The sequence below is a fragment of the Streptomyces sp. NPDC107522 genome (assembly GCF_055657525.1).
Genome location: NZ_JBVKAU010000017.1, coordinates 171,576 through 188,380, shown reverse-complemented (window position 1 = coordinate 188,380; position 16,805 = coordinate 171,576). Strand labels below are relative to the sequence as shown.

General features: G+C 73.1%; 13 protein-coding genes. 7 read left to right on the top strand and 6 right to left on the bottom strand.

Annotation, left to right across the window (positions count from 1 at the left end):
* Positions 1 to 414 precede the first annotated feature (414 nt).
* The 7 genes from ACZ7L6_RS36100 (at position 415) to ACZ7L6_RS36070 (ending at position 11,897) form a co-directional block, all read left to right on the top strand.
* The gene (locus ACZ7L6_RS36100; RefSeq protein ID WP_471931433.1) at positions 415 to 2,730 is read left to right on the top strand and encodes a hypothetical protein; all 2,316 of its coding nucleotides are present in this window, start codon (positions 415 to 417) and stop codon (positions 2,728 to 2,730) included.
* A gap of 3 nt (positions 2,731 to 2,733) precedes the next feature.
* On the top strand, positions 2,734 to 3,996 hold the full coding sequence (locus tag ACZ7L6_RS36095; RefSeq protein ID WP_471931431.1) for a TRAFAC clade GTPase domain-containing protein: 1,263 nt from the start codon (positions 2,734 to 2,736) through the stop codon (positions 3,994 to 3,996).
* Positions 3,993 to 6,983, top strand: a complete 2,991-nt coding sequence (locus ACZ7L6_RS36090; RefSeq protein ID WP_471931429.1) for a GTPase-associated protein 1-related protein — start codon at positions 3,993 to 3,995, stop codon at positions 6,981 to 6,983. Before ACZ7L6_RS36095 ends, ACZ7L6_RS36090 begins: the two co-directional genes overlap by 4 nt.
* 112 nt (positions 6,984 to 7,095) lie before the next feature.
* On the top strand, positions 7,096 to 8,766 hold the full coding sequence (locus tag ACZ7L6_RS36085; protein ID WP_471931427.1) for a TRAFAC clade GTPase domain-containing protein: 1,671 nt from the start codon (positions 7,096 to 7,098) through the stop codon (positions 8,764 to 8,766).
* A gap of 219 nt (positions 8,767 to 8,985) precedes the next feature.
* Entirely contained in the window at positions 8,986 to 9,648 is a 663-nt protein-coding gene (locus ACZ7L6_RS36080; protein WP_471931457.1) for a vWA domain-containing protein, read from the top strand.
* Positions 9,642 to 10,556 carry a protein phosphatase 2C domain-containing protein gene (locus ACZ7L6_RS36075; RefSeq protein WP_471931425.1) on the top strand — a complete coding sequence of 305 codons (915 nt, stop codon included), beginning with the start codon at positions 9,642 to 9,644 and terminating at the stop codon, positions 10,554 to 10,556. Before ACZ7L6_RS36080 ends, ACZ7L6_RS36075 begins: the two co-directional genes overlap by 7 nt.
* A 3-nt stretch (positions 10,557 to 10,559) precedes the next feature.
* Positions 10,560 to 11,897, top strand: a complete 1,338-nt coding sequence (locus tag ACZ7L6_RS36070) for a protein kinase domain-containing protein (protein ID WP_471931423.1) — start codon at positions 10,560 to 10,562, stop codon at positions 11,895 to 11,897.
* Between the two features lie 241 nt (positions 11,898 to 12,138).
* Here ACZ7L6_RS36070 and ACZ7L6_RS36065 read toward each other — a convergent pair whose 3' ends face one another.
* The 6 genes from ACZ7L6_RS36065 to ACZ7L6_RS36040 form a co-directional block, all read right to left on the bottom strand.
* On the bottom strand, positions 12,139 to 12,459 hold the full coding sequence (locus ACZ7L6_RS36065) for a hypothetical protein (RefSeq protein ID WP_471931421.1): 321 nt from the start codon (positions 12,457 to 12,459) through the stop codon (positions 12,139 to 12,141).
* 26 nt (positions 12,460 to 12,485) lie between these two features.
* Positions 12,486 to 14,021, bottom strand: coding sequence for a hypothetical protein (locus tag ACZ7L6_RS36060; RefSeq protein ID WP_471931419.1), 1,536 nt, complete (start codon positions 14,019 to 14,021; stop codon positions 12,486 to 12,488).
* Positions 14,022 to 14,115: 94 nt separating this feature from the next.
* The gene (locus ACZ7L6_RS36055; protein ID WP_471931455.1) at positions 14,116 to 14,679 is read right to left on the bottom strand and encodes a mycothiol-dependent nitroreductase Rv2466c family protein; all 564 of its coding nucleotides are present in this window, start codon (positions 14,677 to 14,679) and stop codon (positions 14,116 to 14,118) included.
* 118 nt (positions 14,680 to 14,797) lie between these two features.
* The gene (locus ACZ7L6_RS36050) at positions 14,798 to 15,835 is read right to left on the bottom strand and encodes a ketopantoate reductase family protein (protein ID WP_471931453.1); all 1,038 of its coding nucleotides are present in this window, start codon (positions 15,833 to 15,835) and stop codon (positions 14,798 to 14,800) included.
* Positions 15,836 to 15,837: 2 nt separating this feature from the next.
* Positions 15,838 to 16,209 (bottom strand): nuclear transport factor 2 family protein, encoded by a 372-nt coding sequence (locus ACZ7L6_RS36045; RefSeq protein ID WP_471931417.1) that lies wholly within the window; start codon positions 16,207 to 16,209, stop codon positions 15,838 to 15,840.
* On the bottom strand, positions 16,202 to 16,750 hold the full coding sequence (locus ACZ7L6_RS36040) for a DUF1697 domain-containing protein (protein WP_471931415.1): 549 nt from the start codon (positions 16,748 to 16,750) through the stop codon (positions 16,202 to 16,204). Before ACZ7L6_RS36040 ends, ACZ7L6_RS36045 begins: the two co-directional genes overlap by 8 nt.
* Between the last annotated feature and the right edge of the window lie 55 nt (positions 16,751 to 16,805).

Sequence of the window (16,805 nt, the reverse complement as noted above, 5' to 3'; positions counted from 1 at the left end):
GGTCGGGGCCGTGCCGGGGGGTGTCCGTCCTCGGACCGGCGGCCGGGGTCGGGCAGGGAGGTGCCGTTTCTTGACGCCGGCCACTGCGGGCGGACACCCCCCGGCACGTCCCCTTCCCGCCGTACGCGACTGCAGGCCCGTGGGGGCGCGCGCTGTCCCTCGTGCGGCTGCAGCGGCCTGCGTAGCTTCGGGCGGTCGTGCCGCTGGGGCGGCACCCGTCCCCAAGAAGCGGAACCCCGCCGGCGCCGGGCTGCGCGACCCACCTCCGGCCGGCCCCGACGCCGGGCAAGCCGCGAGGGGCGGTCACCAGGTCGCGGCTGGTCAGCGCCCGCTTCGATTCGGAAAAAACTGCCTCCCCAGGCGTGGGGATCTGCTGGGATGGTCCCTCGAAGAGCTATCGGGGGAGCGGCGCACGTGGCGGGACGGGAGTTCGGGCATCACCTGGGGCTGCCACGGGCGCTGTCCGGGCTGCCGTCGAGCCCGCTCGTGCCGGGTTACGCCGAGCTCGCCACCGCGCAGCACGCCGCAGGGTTACGGCACCTGGGCGAGGCCCTGCTGCCTCCGGGCGGCGGAGGGTTACGTGTGCTCGACGGGCTGTACATACCGTCCGGCCCGCGCGGTCGGCGGCGCGTGGACGGCACGCTCCTCGACGACCTCGCCCGCGCCGCCACCCCGACGGCGTCCGTCGCGGCGCTGCTCGCCAAGCTGTACCGCCGTGATCCGCAGGCGCCGCGCAGGGTCGTGCTGTATCAGTTGATCAGCCTGCTGCAGGAGCGGGATCGGAGTGAACGGCCCCGTGCCGCCCTCGAGTTGGGCGTGCATCCGGACGAGGTGGCCGGGTTGGTGGCAGCGGCCCGGCTGCGGCCCGCCCTCAGCCGGCGGCAGCGCGACGCCGCCGAATCCCTCGCCGACGCCTGGGAGCGGCACCGGCTGCACCGGGTCCGCGCCCTGCTGGACCGGCTGCCTCAGGACCGTACCGATCCGGCGCTGGAGGCGCTGCGGGGCGCGCTGACTGTCCGGTTGGGCGCTGTTGAGGATGCCCTGCGTGCGGCTCGGGAGGCCGAGGGGCGCGGGGAGACCGAGCGGGCGGCCGAGGAGTTGCTGCGTGCTCTGTACGAGGCCGTCGACGACCGGCGGGCCTTGCGCGGTCTGGTCCGTCACCACGGGGGCCGGTCCGGGCAGCGGGCTTCCCTGCACGCCGAACTCGGCGCGGACCACGTCGCGTTGACCTGGCCGGAGACGGAAACGGATGCGGGTTCGGGGACGGAGACGGCAGGCCACTGCGACTGGCTCGTGCTGTGCCTGTACCGGGACGAGCGGGGGGTGCCCAAGGTCCGGGAGGTTGCGGGGCACAGCGGTGGGACCGGGACCGTGCGGGACACCGCTGTCGCGCTCGGCTCCAGCGTTCGGTACGCCGCCCTCCCGCTGTGCGACGGACGCGTGGCCGGGCCTCCGCTCGTCTCGCGCCGGGTGCTCGTCGCCCCGGAGGTGGACGGGCTGACGCTCACCGACGGGCCCGAGCGGATCGAGGGCTCCTGGCGGCGGCCGAGCGGCGCCGCGGAGGTCACCGTCGAGCGGACCGGGCCGGAGGGGAGTGTCGAGCAAGTGCCGTCCCGCGTCGACGGGTTCACGGCCACCGGGCTCGCCGTCGGCGACCACGCCTTCCGCGTCGTCTGCCACTACCGGGCGCCCGGTGGGGCCCTGGTCCCCTCCCCCGGTGTCCGCGCCACCCGTACCGTCCACCCGTGGCCCGAACCCGTCCGCACCTTCACCGCCCGCCCCGACGCCACCGCCCTGCGGTTCGACTGGACCGGCGCGCGGGGCGCCGACGTGCACCTCGTGCGGTGGCCCGGCGGGGCTCCGGCCCCCGGCAGCGAGCTGCGCACCGACCGGCTCCCGGCGCGGCTCGACCGGGCCGACCGGACCGGCGTGCTGGATCCGCCGCCTGCCGGGTTCATGCGGGTCGCCGCCGTCGCCGTGCTCGGTGAGCGTGCGCTGGCCGGTCCCGTAGTCGACGTGGAGGTGCTGCGCCCGGTGACCGGGCTCGCGGCCCGGCGACTCCCTGAGGGGCAGGCCTCGGTCACGCTCGACTGGCCCGACGGTGTCGGTCATCTGCTCGTCAGCTGGGAGCCCCTGAGTGGTGGCGTGGCGAGTGAGGCCGACGGCCCGTCCGAGGGCAGCGGCTCGGCGATCGACGCTCGCGGTGCTGCCCCGAACGCGGACGCGGGTGCCGGTGGGCGGCGTACCGTCACCGCCCACGCCTACCGTCGCGGCGGACTGCGGCTGCCCGTCGGCCCGGGCGGCGTGCTGATCCGGGCCTCGACCGCTCCGCAGGCGACCGGCGCTGTCGTCGTACCGGCCATGGACGCCGAGGTCGTACTGCCGCCGGACACCACGATCGGCTATCAACTCGTGCGCGCGTCACGCCGGTTCCTCGGCCGTGGCCGTACAGTGCTGCGCGTCACCCTGACCGCTCCCCGGGGCCATACGGGCGTCCCCGAGTTCGTGTGCGTCGCGCGAAGCGGCACCCTCCGTCCTCGCAGTGCGACCGACGGGACCACCGTGCTGCGCATACCGGGCGCTGATCTGACCCGCCACGGCACGGTCGAGCAGGAGCTGCCGGCCGCGCCCTGTCCGGCCCCGTACACCCTGCGCGGCTTTCTGCTGGGTGAGCAGGCGGGTGCCGTACGCCTCGAAGAACCGTCCCCCGCGACCCTGGTGGTGCGCTGAGTCATGACGACCGTGATCTGCCCCTACTGCTTCGACCGCGCGTCCGCGGCCAAGCTGCCCTACCGCTGTCTGATGACGCCGAGCGGTGTGCGGGGCGGCACGCCGTGCGGTCCTCAACGCGACGACATATGGGCCGGGTTCATGGGACCCAGCGTGCCCCCGGCCGCCCGGATGCGCGGCCCTGTCTTCACTCCGGCGCGCAGGATCCCCGCACTGGGCGGCGGACTGCGCGGCGGCAGCAGCGTGCCCTGCCCGGACTGTGGGGTGCCCACGCCGGTGCGGGTGTGCCGGGCCTGTCACAGCGATCTGCCGAGCGACTACTGCGACCAGGACAGCCGGATCATCGCGCTGGTCGGCGCGAAGGCCTCCGGCAAGAGCACCTATGTGTCCGTGCTGGTCAATGAATTGAACCAGCGGGTGGGGCAGGCCTATCACGCCTCGCTGGCCGCGATGGGGCAGACCACCCAGCAGCGGGACAAGGAGATGGCCGAGGATCTGTACGAGCGGCTGCGGCTGCCGGACGCCACCCGCCCGGCCGCCCTCGGCTTCAACGACCCGCTGCTGTACCGGCTCAGCGTGCCCAGACGCGGGCGGCCGGGCTCCGGCACCCGGCACACCACGCTGGTGTTCTTCGACGCGGCGGGCGAGGACCTCGCGGGCGCGGAGGCGATGGACCGCTACACCCGCTACCTCAGCGCCGCCGACGGCATAGTCCTGCTCGTCGATCCGCTCCAACTCGGCTCCGTACGGGATCGGTTGCCCGTGCACGACGGTCCTCCGCTGCCCGTCGTCGAGACCCCGCCGCAGCAGATCGCCGCCGACCTGGCCGCCCAGCTGCGCGCCCACGGCAAGGGCGGCTCCCGCGGGCGGGTGTCCACGCCGATCGCGGTCGCCGTCACCAAGACCGACATGCTCAAGTCGCTGCTCGATCCGCACTCGCCGGTACTGCGCAACGCTCCGCACACCGAAGGCCGGTTCGACGAGGACGACCGGCTCGCCGTGCACGAGGAGATCCGGTCACTGATGGCCGACTGGGACTCGGGCGCGCTGGTACGGCAACTGGAGCTGGACTTCGCCGAGTTGTCGCTGTTCGGGCTGTCGGCGCTCGGTGCGCCGCCACCCGCCGAGGCGCCCGCGGACGTACCGAAGTCGGGGCCGCAGCCGGTGCGGGTGGAGGACCCGCTGCTGTGGCTGCTCGCCCGCCGGGGGCTGCTGCCCGTGCGGTCCACCGCGAAGGGACGCGCAGGAAAGGGACTTCTCAAGTGACCCTCGCCCAACTGCACTACACCTCGGCGCCACCCGGGCCCGACGGTTCGGGGTTCCGGTTCACCGCCGTCAGTGCCGGGGTCCCGCAGGGACTGCTGCGGGAGGCCGAGCAGCTCATCGGCTACGAGCCCCCGCGCGACTTGCCGGCCCGCCCCGACGCCGAGCAGCTGAAGAGCTTCCCGAAGGCCTTCAGCTTCTCGGAACTGTCCGACGGCGGGCGACTGTTGAGCCGTTCCGTCTACACCGGGGCGGACTACAGCGGCCGTTGGGGCAACTTCCACGCGCACGCGCTGCATCTGCCGCCGGGGACGCGGCTGCCGGACGGTGCGCTGCCGATCACGGCCTGGGAGTCGCCACGCTGGGCCGACACCACGCCGCCGGACGGCCGTCCCCTTCCGATCGACCGCTTCGAGCCGTCCGGGCTGCTCCGCAGGGACAGTCTGATCGCGTTCGCCGTGTCCCGGTCCGACCGACTGGCCGCGTTCTTCGCCGACCTGCGGGCGCTGACGGAGGACCCCGACACGGCGGCGCAGATCGTCCTCGTCGAGCACGACAGCGCGGACGTCGCCCAGTGGATCGCGCTCGCCTGTGCGGTCCTGCCGCGCGAACAGGCACACCGGCTGACGTTCACCACCTACACCCGCCGCCCGCAGCAGGCCCGCCAGCAGATCATCGGCGTCCTGCCGTCCTCCGAACCGGTCACCCACGACCACCGCTACCGGGTCCACGACTGTACGGCCCGACCGGCGCCGGAACGGGTGACCGGAGCGGACGCGTGGGCCGGGATCTGCGCGCGGATCTGGTGCGCCGGACGCCCCGACCTGTTCCGTGACACAGCCGCGGAGACCGGACCGCTGGCGGTGGCCGCGCTGGTGGCGGGCGTCGAACTGGGCACGGCAGGGCGTACGGCGGCCGCCCGGTGGGCGGTCGATCAGGCGGGCACGCTCGCTGACGACACGTTGACGGCGTTGGTGAGTGCCTTGTGCGAGGGCGACGAAGCCGGGGCTGCCCGGGATGCGAGTACCGGGTCCGGATCGGGCACGCACACCAGCGACTCGGACGTCCCCGCCGACGACGAACAGGCCGCTCTTGCCGCCTTGTTGGCCAGGCTGGAAGGGCGGCTGCCGAGCGTCGTGACCGCGCCCCTCGCAGCGCGGGTGCTGGTCTCGGCCGTACGGGGGCGTGGGCCGATGCCCTCGCTGCGTGCCGGGTCGTTGACGGCGGAGGCCCAGGCCAGGCTGGCCCGGGATCTGGCGCCCGCGCTGCGTGCCGGGATCTCCGACGAACGGGAACCGGCCACCGGCCGCCCTCTCGCGCTGCTGCGGACAGCGGACCTGCTGGACATCGACTGCCAGGACCTGCTGCCGGAACTGGCGGGCCGACTGGCGCGGGGGCTGGTCGCGGAGCCCTCGGCGGGCACGTCGGGTGGGTCGGGCGAGGGCACTGCGGGACACGGGACGAGCGGCGCGGCGGGGTACAGCGCTGGGCGCACTCCGGCTGACGGTGCGGGGCGTGGGACGACTGACGGGGCTCCGGCCGACGCCTGGTGGAGCCAAGCCCCGGCCGACGGCTCGGCCCCGCCTACTGGCGGCAGTTCAGCCCCCCGTCCCGCCGACCGCGCGGGTCGTCCGTCGGACACCGGCACCGGTCGCCACCCCGGCGACGCCTGGTGGAGTCACGCCCCGAGCGACAGCCCCGGCAGGACTCCGGCCGACGCTGCGGGCCGTACGCGGTCCGACCTCCTCGGTCGTACCCCCGCCGACAGCCACGGCCGTACCCCCGCCAACGGCCCGGCCCACACGCCGTCCGACGGCCTCGGCCCCGCCCCGGCCGGCGCTCCTGCCACCGCCCTCGCCGGCAACCCGCCCATGCACCCACCGTCCCCCTGCCCTCCCACCCTGCTCGACGCCGTGCACGAGCACCCGGCCCTGCGCATCGCTCTTTTCGGGGCCCTGAACGCGCTGGCCGCGGCCGATCCGCCCGGTGTGGCGCGGAGGTTGGCCGGGGTGGGGCTGCCCGTGGAGGGGGAGACCGCGTTCCCGCATCTGCGGATGTGCGTCATGGCGGGCGAGCCCGGTGGCGGGCCCGGCGGTGACCGGCTCGGCCGGTTCCACGGTGTCCTGCGCACCGCGGGCGTCTCGCCGCACGCCGACACGGCGGTCCTGCGCACCGCGCTCCGGCTGGTGTGGTCCGGCGAGCTGCCGACGGGCCAGGAGGGGAGCCTGCTGCTCAACCAACTGGGGTCGGACATCCACCGCGCGGCCGGCACCCGGGACATACTGATCGACGCCGCGCTCGCCGCACCCCCGGACGACCCCGACGTCCCCGTGCTCGCCGTCGACCTGCTGCGCTGCTTCCCCACGGAGCTGCGGCCCGGGCAGCGCGCGGCTCTGCTCCTGCTGGAGTTCGCCGGTCTGCTCGGTACCGAGGGTGAGGGCGAGGACTGGGTCGGCCGGGCGCTGGCGCTGCGGGACGGCGCGGCCGAACCCGTTCCGGAGACGGTCATGGAGCGGGTGTTCGACGCGCTGGCGCGGCGGCTCGTCCTGGGACCGGGGCCCGAGAGCGAGCTGTACCCCTTGGCCAGGGCGGCCGAGCCGCGGCTGTTCGCGGCGTACGAGCGGGTGGGGCGCTCGGACCGGGTGGGCGACCGGCTGCGGACGGTGCCGTCGTATGCCGCCGCCTGCTTCAGTGCGTGGAGCGCCTTCGCCGGGACCCGCCCGGGCTGGGACGAGACACGGACGGCTCTGCTGACGAAGGTGCTGCGGCCGATCGTGCGGGCGCTGCCCGCCGAGGACGTCACCGCCATCGAGGAGGCCCTCGGCCGCACGGGCCGCGGCAGGCTGGACGCGTTCCGCACCTGGAACCGCCCCGGCGCCCTGGGCCGCCTCGCCGGGCGCCTGTCCGGCCGGGGCCGCCGCGGCACGGACCAGCCGCAGGTGTGGTCCGGGGACGTGGAACCGCCGGGGGCAGAGGGGCGTCGCCGATGAACCCCGCCATGACCGCGCAGGGCGTGCGCTTGCGTCCGACCGCAGACAACGTGCCCTTCCGTCCGACCGCGCACGACCGGCCTTTCCGTCCGACCGCTCAAGGGGGCCGGCGATGAACGCTCTCACTCCAGTGGACAGTCTCAGCCTGTCCCTCCCGCTCGTCCTCCTGCTCGGCTCGGTCCTTCTCCTCGCCGTCGGCCTCTGTCTCTTCCGCCTGCTGTGGCACTTCCTCGGCCTCGGTGTGGGGGCCGTGTGGCGGGGGCTCGGGCCCTGGCAGGTGGGGCGGACCGATCAACGCGTGCCCGCGGTCGGCGCGAGCGAGCCCGCTCATCTCGGCTACTGGTGGCGGCAGATGTGGGTCGACGCCGTGTCGGCCGCCGGGTACGGGATGCGGGTCATCTGGACGGCGGTGTCCGACCCGTGGATGAGGCGCTTCGTGCGGAACCTCTTCCACGGGCGCCGTCCCTCGGGCATCCGTGGCAGCACACCGGCCTCCCGTTTCGTGCTGGTCGTGAGCGTCGCCCCGGGCGTCGCTCTGGGCGCACTGCTCGGGGCCGCGCTCGCCACCGTCGTCCTCGGCGTCGTCCATGCCGTGTTCGCCCTGCTGCTCGGGCTGGTCTGGCTCGGCTGCGCGGCGGCCGTACCGGTGCTACGGGGTGTGGAGCGCGGGTGGCTGCTGGTGCGTGGGGTGCGCGTCAAGTGCCCGTACCCCGGCTGCTATCGAGCCGTGCCGCTGGCCGTGCACCGCTGCCCGGACTGCCGGGCCGAGCATCGTGTGCTGCGGCCGGGACGGTACGGCGTCCTGTGGCATGCGTGCGGGTGCGGGCACCGGCTGCCGGCGGCCCGGCTCTCGGGCCGGGGGAAGCTGACCGCGCTGTGCCCGGACTGTGCCCGGCCCCTGCCGGAGACGGCCGGTACCACCCGGGTCGTGCACGCGCCGCTGGTCGGCGGGACGTCGTCCGGCAAGACGATGCTGATGGCGGCGATGGTGGAGGGCCTGCACGCGTGGGCGCGGCGCGGCGATCTGACCGTCGAGTACGCCTCCGCGGAGGACAAGCGCACGGCGGCCGACCTCAACCAGGAGCTGAAACAGGCCGGTTGGGCCCACGCCACGACCGGTGGCCAGCCGCGCGCCCTGATGCTGACCGTGGCGCGCGGCCGGCGGCGCAGGCTGCTGTACCTGTACGACCCGATGGGCGAGTCGGTGAGCGACGCCGAACGCGTGCGTGCCCAGCAGTACTTGGCGCACGCGGACGGCATCGTCCTGGTCGCCGACGTGCTGGCCGACCCCAAGGTGCGCGGCAGGCTGAGTGCCGAGGACGCCCGGCGGGCCGGGGACGCCCGCCCCTCGCCGCAGGGGCCTTGGGAGACGTATCAGCGGCTGATCGGCGAGCTCACGGCGCTGGCCGGCCGGCGCGGGCGGCTGTCGGTGGCGGCGGTCGTCACCAAGCGGGACGTGCTGGACCAGTTGAGTTCGCTGCCCGTGGCCGGTGCGCGGATCGACAGCTGGCTGGAGGAGATCGGCCTGGGCGGCCTCGTACGCGCCCTCGGGCACGACTTCCGGTCGGCGCGTTACTGGGCCGTCAGCGCCCACGCCGCCACCGGAACCGGCCCGCTGGAGCCCGAGCAGCGCAGGGCCGCCGAGCCGGTGCTGTGGCTGCTGGCGGCCTCGGGGCTGAGGACCGCGGGACTGGTCGGGCCGGACGGTGGGGCGGGCGGCAAGGAGCGCAGGCTGCGGCTGCGCGGCACCGGCGAGAAGGAGAGGAAGTACAGCCCGGCATGAACCAGGTGACCCAACCGATCGGGCGGGGACGGCGTATGGCGGCAGGCCTGTTCGTCGCCTCGCTCGTGCTGACGGCGGCCGCCGTGGCCCTGCTCGCGCTGTGGCTGCTGCCCTGATCCCCGCACGCGCGGATCACCAACCCACGAACATCACGAACATCACAGGGATATCGACCACCGGAAAGGACAAGCTTCAGTGAGTGACATTCCCGGCGGGCCCATGGCGAACCGGCCGGTCCACTTCATCTGGCTGCTCGACTGCTCGTACTCGATGCAGGGCGAGAAGATCGCCAGACTCAACTACGCGATCAGGGAAGCGATTCCCGAGATGCGTTCGGTGGCCCACGACAACCCGGCCGCCCAACTGCTGCTGCGCACCATCACGTTCTCCACGACGGCCCAGTGGCACCATCCGACGCCGGTCCCGGTCGACGACTTCACCTGGCAGGACGTCGAGGTGGACGGCATGACCAACCTCGGCGAGGCGCTGACCCTGGTCTCGCGGGAGCTGCAGAGCCCGCCGATGCCGCAGCGGGCGCTGAAGCCGGTGCTGGCGCTGGTGTCGGACGGGGTGCCCACGGACGACTGGAAGGCGGGCCTGAAGGCGATCGACGCGACGCCGTGGGGCCGCAAGGCGGTGCGGGTCGCCATTGCGATCGGCGCCGACGCGGACCGCTCGGTGCTGCAGGAGTTCCTCGGCAACCCCGAGCTGCAGCCGCTGGACGCCAACAGCCCCAAGCAGCTGGCGGCGGCGATCCGCTGGGCGTCGACGGCGGCGGTGAAGGCGGCCTCGCAGCAGATGGCGGCCGCGGCGGACTCGGCCGTGAAGCAGCCGTACGCGCCGCCGGTGCTCGACGACGACGATGACGACGACGTGTGGTGACGCTCGGGGTGCGACGCTGGGAGACGCTCGGCGACAGCGTTCAGGGGGTCAACAAGCAGCACAACCAGGACTGGTACGACTGTGCGGGCACCGGCTGCGGTGACGACCCGCTCGTGCTGGCGGTGGCCGACGGGCACGGTTCGGCCGCGCACGCGCGCAGTGGGCTCGGTGCGCGGTTCGCCGTGGACCGCTTCCTGCTGCGGGCGGCCGAGTTCGGGCGGGCCGCCCGGGACTGCCACGAGCCGGGGCGGCTGGCGCGGCTGATGACGTACGCCCGGGACGACTTCCCGCGTGTCCTGGTGCACGACTGGCGGGAGGCGGCCCTCGGTCACTGGGACCGGCACCGGCCGGTCGCCGACGACGGGGCACGGGAGCCGGAGCAGGACGAGAAGCTGGTGCTGTACGGCACCACGCTGATCGGCGCGGTGCTCACGCCGTGGCTGTTCGTGGCCTGGCAGATCGGCGACGGGGACCTGGCGGTCGTCGAGCACGACGGGGCGCTGCGCCGGCCGCTGGCGACCGGCGAGGAGGACCTCGGCGACGAGACGGAGTCGCTGTGCGGTCATGAGGCCTGGCGTGCGGTGCGGATGCACTGGGCGCCGGTGTTCGACGAGGCGCGTGTGCCGCGGCTGGTGGTGCTGTCGACGGACGGGCTGTCGAAGAGCTTCGCCTCGGCGGACGGCTACCGGGAGTTCGTCGCGGGCCTGGACGGGCGCCTTGCGGAAGACGGCTGCGACGGGGTGCGGGCCTCGCTGCCCGGGTGGCTGCGGCAGGCCTCGCAGTACTCCGGCGACGACACGACCCTGGCGGCGGCGCTGCGCCCCGTCGGCCCGGTGGGCGAGAACACCGGGCCCGTGGAAGGCGAGGACGCCGGGCCCATGGAAACGGAACGGAAGACGGAGACGTAGAAGATGAGCGGCATGCTCGACAGCGGGACGCGGCTGGCGGCGGAGAACGGCGACGAGGTCGAGATCATCGACATGCTGGGCGCCGGGGGCCAGGGCGAGGTGTACCGGGTGCGGACTCCGGGCGGCGAGAAGGCGCTCAAGTGGTACTACCCGACGTGTGCGACACCCGAGCAGGAGGCGATCGTCAAGGAGCTGGTCAGCCGGGACTTCGACGACGACCGGTTCCTGTGGCCCGAGGCGTACGTCAGTGCGTACCGGGGTTCGTTCGGCTACCTGATGGCGTTGCGCCCGGAGCGCTTCAAGGGGCTGCCGGACCTGTTCCGGCGCCAACTGCGGACGAACACCCGGGCGTTGCTGACGGCGTGCCTGTACACGGTGGAGGCGTACCAGGCGCTGCACTCGCGCGGGATCGCCTACCGGGACATCTCCTGGGGGAACGTCTTCTTCGATCCGGCCACGGGTGACGTGCTGGTCTGCGACAACGACAACGCGGTCGTGGAGGGCGACGTCAGCGGCATCTCGGGGACGATGAAGTTCATGGCGCCGGAGCTGGTGCGCGCCGAGCCCGGTGCGCACCCCGGCACGCAGTCCGATCTGCACTCGCTGGCCGTGCTGCTGTTCATGCTGCTGATGAACCACCATCCCCTTGAGGGCAAGCGGGAGTTGGGCATCCACTGCTTCGACGAGGCGGCGGAGAAGAGGCTGTACGGCAAGAGCCCGCTGTTCGTCTTCGATCCGGCGGACGACTCCAACGCGCCCGACCCGATGGAGCACGCGACCGTGCTGGCGACGTGGGACGCGGCGGTGGGCACGCTCCAGGAGCTGTTCCGCCGCAGCTTCACGACCGGTCTGCACGACCCGGCGGCCCGGGTGCGGGAGACCGAGTGGCGCAACGCGCTGCGGGCGGTGCTGGACTCGGTGGTCGAGTGCGCGTCCTGCGGCCGGCAGAACATGACGGAGCCGGGCGAGAAGCCGCCGCCGCGCGCCTGCTGGGGGTGCCGGACGCAGCTGGTGCTGCCGCCCCGCCTGACGGTGACCACGCCCCCGCCGCGCACGGAGCACCACATCCGGCTGCGCCGCGCGGCCCGCGTCCAGGCGCACCATCTGCTGCCGGAGCCGACGCGGCACGACTTCTCGGACGGCTCCCTCGTCGCGGAACTGGTCGAACACCCCAGCAAGCCGGGCCGCTTCGGCATCAAGAACCACTCGAAGGAGACCTGGACGGGCACCCGCTCCGACGGCACACCCCAGCAGATCGGCCCCGGCCAGACGGTCCCCCTGCGCTCGGGCCTGGAGCTGGACCTCGGGGGCGGAGTACGGGCGGTCGTCCGGGCCAAGTGACCGCAGGGAACGGGTAGGGCGCCCCGCGACCGTGGGTGCGCGGGGCGCCCCCGGATGTGCAGGGCGCCGACGGCCCGGTCCTGCGGGACGCCCACGGCCCGGTGGCACGGGGCGCCCGCGGGCCAGTCGTGCGGGCCCCCAGCGGCCCAGTGGTCCAGGGCGCCCGCGGCCCAGTCGTCCAGGGCGCCCGCGGCCCACTCGTCCAGGGCGCCCCGTACCCAGTCGCGCGGGGCGCCCGGTGTCACAACCCGAGTACTCGGCCGAGTTCCTGGACCAGGGCGAGGCTGCCGCTGCCTGCCGCCACGCCGATGCCGATGGTCTCCAGGGCGGAGCGGATACGGCCGCGGTTGGCGGGGTGGCCGTCCTGTTCGGCGCTCAGCAGCTCGCCCTGGATGATCTGCGCCTGCGTGACGAGCGCCGGGTTGTCGATGCGCAGCCGCTCGACGAGCCGCTCCGCGAGATGCAGGACAGCGGCCGGGTCGGCGCCGTTGTTGACCTCGATGTGTCCGTGGTCGCCGATGTTGGCCGGACCGTTGATGTTGCGGATGTTGTACGTGCTCATGTCCCACCTCCTGTGATGTGCGCGGTTCAGGGCCTGGCCGGTGGCATGCCGCCGGCCGGTTGCCCGGAAGGACCGCTTCCCTGTGGTCCGGCCGGCTGGTTGATCGTGCCGCCGGCGCCGATGTTGCTGGGGCCGTTGACGTTGTTGATGTTGTAGGTCTGCGTGATGATCTGCTGCGCCTTGTCGAACGAGCTGGTGTCGATGTGGTGGTCCTTCAGGAACCGCTCGGTCGCCGTGAGCACGCCCTGCTGGAGCCGGTTGAGGAAGTCCGCCGCGTCGCTGAGTTCGTTGTGCCCCGCCTGGTCCCAGTCGCCGTACCGTTCGCGCAGGCTGTCGGGGGCGCCGTAGTCGTAGATGACGTGCTGCCTGCTGATGTCCCTGCGCAGCTTCCTGAGAACCTTCGCGGAGCGGCGCCGCTGCCGGCTCCGCTCGGCGATGCGCCCCGGAGCGCCCTTCAGCTCGGGCCACAGCCGCAGCGTCGCATACGCGACCAGGCTCTTCCAGCGGTCGAACGGCGCCACCGGCAGCCGGTCGACCTGGTGGAAGCGGGGGCCGAGCGGCGGTATGGCGTAGACGGCGACCTCCCAGCTGAGGCTGGGCCGGTTGAGGATGGCCCGCACATACATGGACACCACGATCCGCCCGCCCTCGCCGACCCGCTCCAGGCACAGATGGGTCCGCATGGCCGCGCCGGGCTGCTGCAGGCCCGCCTGGACGAGCTGCTTGGGAATCTGGGCCCGCGGTCGCGCGGTGCGGTCGGGTACGAGGTCCTGGAGGAGGTAGGCGTGACTGCCGAGGACGTAGAGCCGGTTCCTGGCACGCAGGCCGTCCAAGCCGGAGATGCGCTCCATCTCGCGTGCCACATAGGTGTGGAGGTCGATGGCGTCGAAGGGCCGGATCGGCAGCGTGCCGCCGCCCGGCGCCTCGGCGGGCTTGCTGACGTCGATGGGCTGCCAGACGACGACCTTCCCGAGCTGCATGTGTCCACTGCCGACGAACGGCTTGTCGAGCGCGGCCGCGTCGGTGTACGGCAGCACGTTGGCGCGCTTGAGGTCGTGCAGCCAGGCCTCCGCCTCTGGTTCCACCGGCGGGGCGAGCGCATCGGCCTTCTCCTGGCCGTGGAACACCTTCTGCGCCTCGGCACGCGCCCGGGACTCCGCGTGGTGAACCAGCCACCACGTGGCCACGAGGACGCCGATCACGCCGTAGTACCCGGCCTGGACGACCGTCCCGTGACCGCCGATCAGCCCCCACAGGACCGCGAACAGGTTGATCACCAACAGGGCGCCGAGTGCCGCCAGTTGACGGTCCAGTGCCTCCCGTCGCCGCACGGCCACGCGCGCGTGCCGGGCGAGCGCCACGAAGTTGATGCCGAGGGTCAGCCCGATCGCGTTCAGCCGGTCCCCGGTCAGGTCGCGGTCGACCTCGAAGGCGAGGTGATCATCCAGATGAACGGACGCACACAGCCGCCGGGTCACCCCGTCCTTGCGGTACTGCGGCAACACCGGTAACGCTCTGCCCGCCACGGTGACCTGCCCTTCCTGCTCTTCTGCGCGCTTCACCCTAAGGACAACATCTCCCGGCTGTCCCGGAGTTCGCGAAGTCGCGCCGAGCGGATCGGCCCAGGTTGACAAAGTGCGGCGGGGAGCGAGGTGCCTAGTCGAAGGACAGTCCACCCGTGCGGGTCCGCTTGAGTTCGAAGAAGTCGGGGTGGCCGGCCAGTACCCGGAAACTGTCGAAGAGTTCGGCGGCCCGGGCGCCGCGCGGAATCGCCCGCAGCACCGGCCCGAACCACACCGTTCCGTCGACATGGATGGTGGGTGTGCCGACGTAGCCGCCCGGGCCGTCGGTCGACGGCTCGGCGCCGGCCTCATGGCTGCGGCGTACGGCCTCGTCGTACGACGGGTCGTGTGCGGCCTCCGCGAGGTCGCCCGGGAGACCGAGCTCCGCGAGCGACTCGGCGATCACGGCGTCGAAGTCGCCCTCCTTGCGCTCGTGGATGCGGGTCCCGAACGCGGTGTAGAGATCGCGCAGGACCTTCTCTCCGTGCCGTTCGGCGGCGGCCACGGCCACCCGCACCGGGCCGATCGACTTGTCCACCAACTCCCGGTACCAGTCGGGCAGTTCCTTGCCGATGTTGTGCAGGTACAGGCTCATGACGTGGAAGCGGAGGTCGAGCGGGCGTTCGCGCTCGACCTCCAGCAGCCAGCGGGAGGTGATTCAGGCGAAGGGGCAGGCGGGGTCGAACCAGAAGTCGACGCGGGTGGGTGCGGTGTCGGTCATGGCGTCGACGGTACGAGGAAATTGGAACGGAGTCCCGGCCCAATCACCCGCCTCTTCAGTGGTCCAATCCCGGTGAACCGGCTGCCACCGCGACCGCCTCGTCGGCCAGCCGCGCCAGCTCCCCCACCGGCATCGATCCCGCCGCCCGCCGCTCGCGCGCAAAGGTGTTGGCGAGGTGCTGGAGGAGTTCGTTCAGCGGCGTAGGTACGCCGTGCAGGCGGCCGAGAAGGGCGATCTCGCCGTTGAGGTAGTCGGCCTCGATGGTGCCGGTGCCACGGGTGAGGGACTGCCAGGAGGAGCCGCCGGCGCGCGAGACGCCGTCGAGGGGGACGAGGGTGACCTTGTCGCCCCGCACCGCCTGCTGTTCCTCGGCGCTCGCGTACGCGATCCCGGCGGCGTCGAGCACGGCCGCGCCCTCTGCCCGCACGCGCCGGAACAGCGCCGCGGCCTCCTCGCCGACGAGGGGGCCGGTCACCGCCTCCAGGGCGTTGGCGAGGTTGCCCAGCAGCTTGGCGTACTGCCAGCGCGCCACGTCCGGCACGACCGGCGCCTCGAAGTGCGACTTCTCCAGGTCGGCGGCGACGAGGCGGGCGGTCTCGTCGGTGCCGTGCGGGTGACGGCCGAGGTGCAGGATGCCGGTGAGGGGGCTGCCGGCCGCGGAGACGACGCCGGGTTCGACGTACGTCGACGGCAGCCAGACGCAGACGCCGTACACCCGTCGGAAGAGCCGCAGGGCGAGCCGCTGGCTCTCGACGCCGTTCTGCGCGCAGAACAGGGGAAGGCGCTCGGCGGCCGTCCCGCCGCCCGCGACCGGCACGGGGGCCCAGGTCTGCAGCGCGGCCACGCTGTCCTGCGTCTTGACGGCGAGGACGAGGACGTCGTCGGACCGCAGCTCCCCGAGCGCGGCCGGCCCGTCGACGACCGGCAGCCGGTGGATCAGCTCGCCCTCCGGCACCCTGAGCCGCAGCCCGCGGTCCCGCAGCGCCTCGTGGTGCGCGCCCCGCGCGACCAGAACGACCTCGTGCCCCGAGCCCGCGAGCCGCCCGCCGACGACGCCGCCGACCGCTCCTGCCCCGATGATGATGTAGCGCAAGGTCACTCACCCTCCACGCTGAAAGGCGTCGCCTGGTGGAAGTACATCTGCCACCCGTCGTCCGTCAGCCGCCACAGTGAACTGCGGTGTGCGCGGCTGCCGTTGTACTCCGTGTCGAAGGTGAGGTGGACGAGTCCGGGCGCGAGCCGGACGCCCTGCATCTCGGAGGTGACGGCATACCGGTCGGGGTCGGTGGTCCCGGGCAGGTCGGCCACGGCCGACGCCTTGTCCCAGCGCCGTCCCGAGGCACCGAACTCGTGGAACTCGGGATGCAACAGCGAGCCGAGCAGGTCGGGCGAGCGGCGGACTTCGGGGTCCATCAGTCTCAGCTCACGCTCGATGGCGGCCTTCACGGCGGGATCGTGCTCAGTCACCAGTCATCTCCACGAGTTTCACCACGGTGTTCCAGTTACGGCTCGTGGCAATCAAACCCTTGTTGATCCGTGGTCTCGACAGAATTTCGGCGAGCTTGGAGCGGCCCAGGCCGTTCGGGACGTACAGGTACAGCGCCCGGTCACCGAGGCGGAACTCCTCCGGGAGGTAGGCGGCCTGGTCGATCTCCGCGAAGCGCCCGGCGTCGACAGGGGCGGAGAAGTAGGTGACATGGAGCTGTTTGGGCTCCAACTCGGCTGCAGGGAAGGGGCAGTTGTCGGCGATCGCCTTGAGGTAGGCGTGGTCGCGCACGATCACGTCCACGGCGAAGCCGAACTGCTTCTCGATCGCCGACGCGAGCTCCCCGGCCAGGGACTCCTCGTCACCGTGGTCGGCGGTGAAGACCGCCTGGCCGCTCTGCAGGTAAGTGCGTACGCCGCCGTGGCCGAGACCGGTCATCAGGGTGCGCAGGTCGGCCATCGGGACTTTCCTGCTGCCGCCCACGTTGATTCCGCGCAGGAGTGCCGCATACGTCGTCGTCATCCGGCCACCTTACGGCGATCCCGCAGACCGGGGGCGGTCGTCGTGCCCCGTGGGG

Excerpts from the sequence above, each read along its gene's own strand:
- ACZ7L6_RS36095 (WP_471931431.1), top strand. The coding sequence starts at position 2,734 with ATGACGACCGTGATCTGCCCCTACTGCTTCGACCGCGCGTCCGCGGCC.
- ACZ7L6_RS36085 (WP_471931427.1), top strand. The coding sequence starts at position 7,096 with ATGAACGCTCTCACTCCAGTGGACAGTCTCAGCCTGTCCCTCCCGCTC.
- ACZ7L6_RS36080 (WP_471931457.1), top strand. The coding sequence starts at position 8,986 with ATGGCGAACCGGCCGGTCCACTTCATCTGGCTGCTCGACTGCTCGTAC.
- ACZ7L6_RS36070 (WP_471931423.1), top strand. The coding sequence starts at position 10,560 with ATGAGCGGCATGCTCGACAGCGGGACGCGGCTGGCGGCGGAGAACGGC.
- ACZ7L6_RS36065 (WP_471931421.1), bottom strand. The coding sequence starts at position 12,459 with ATGAGCACGTACAACATCCGCAACATCAACGGTCCGGCCAACATCGGC.
- ACZ7L6_RS36040 (WP_471931415.1), bottom strand. The coding sequence starts at position 16,750 with ATGACGACGACGTATGCGGCACTCCTGCGCGGAATCAACGTGGGCGGC.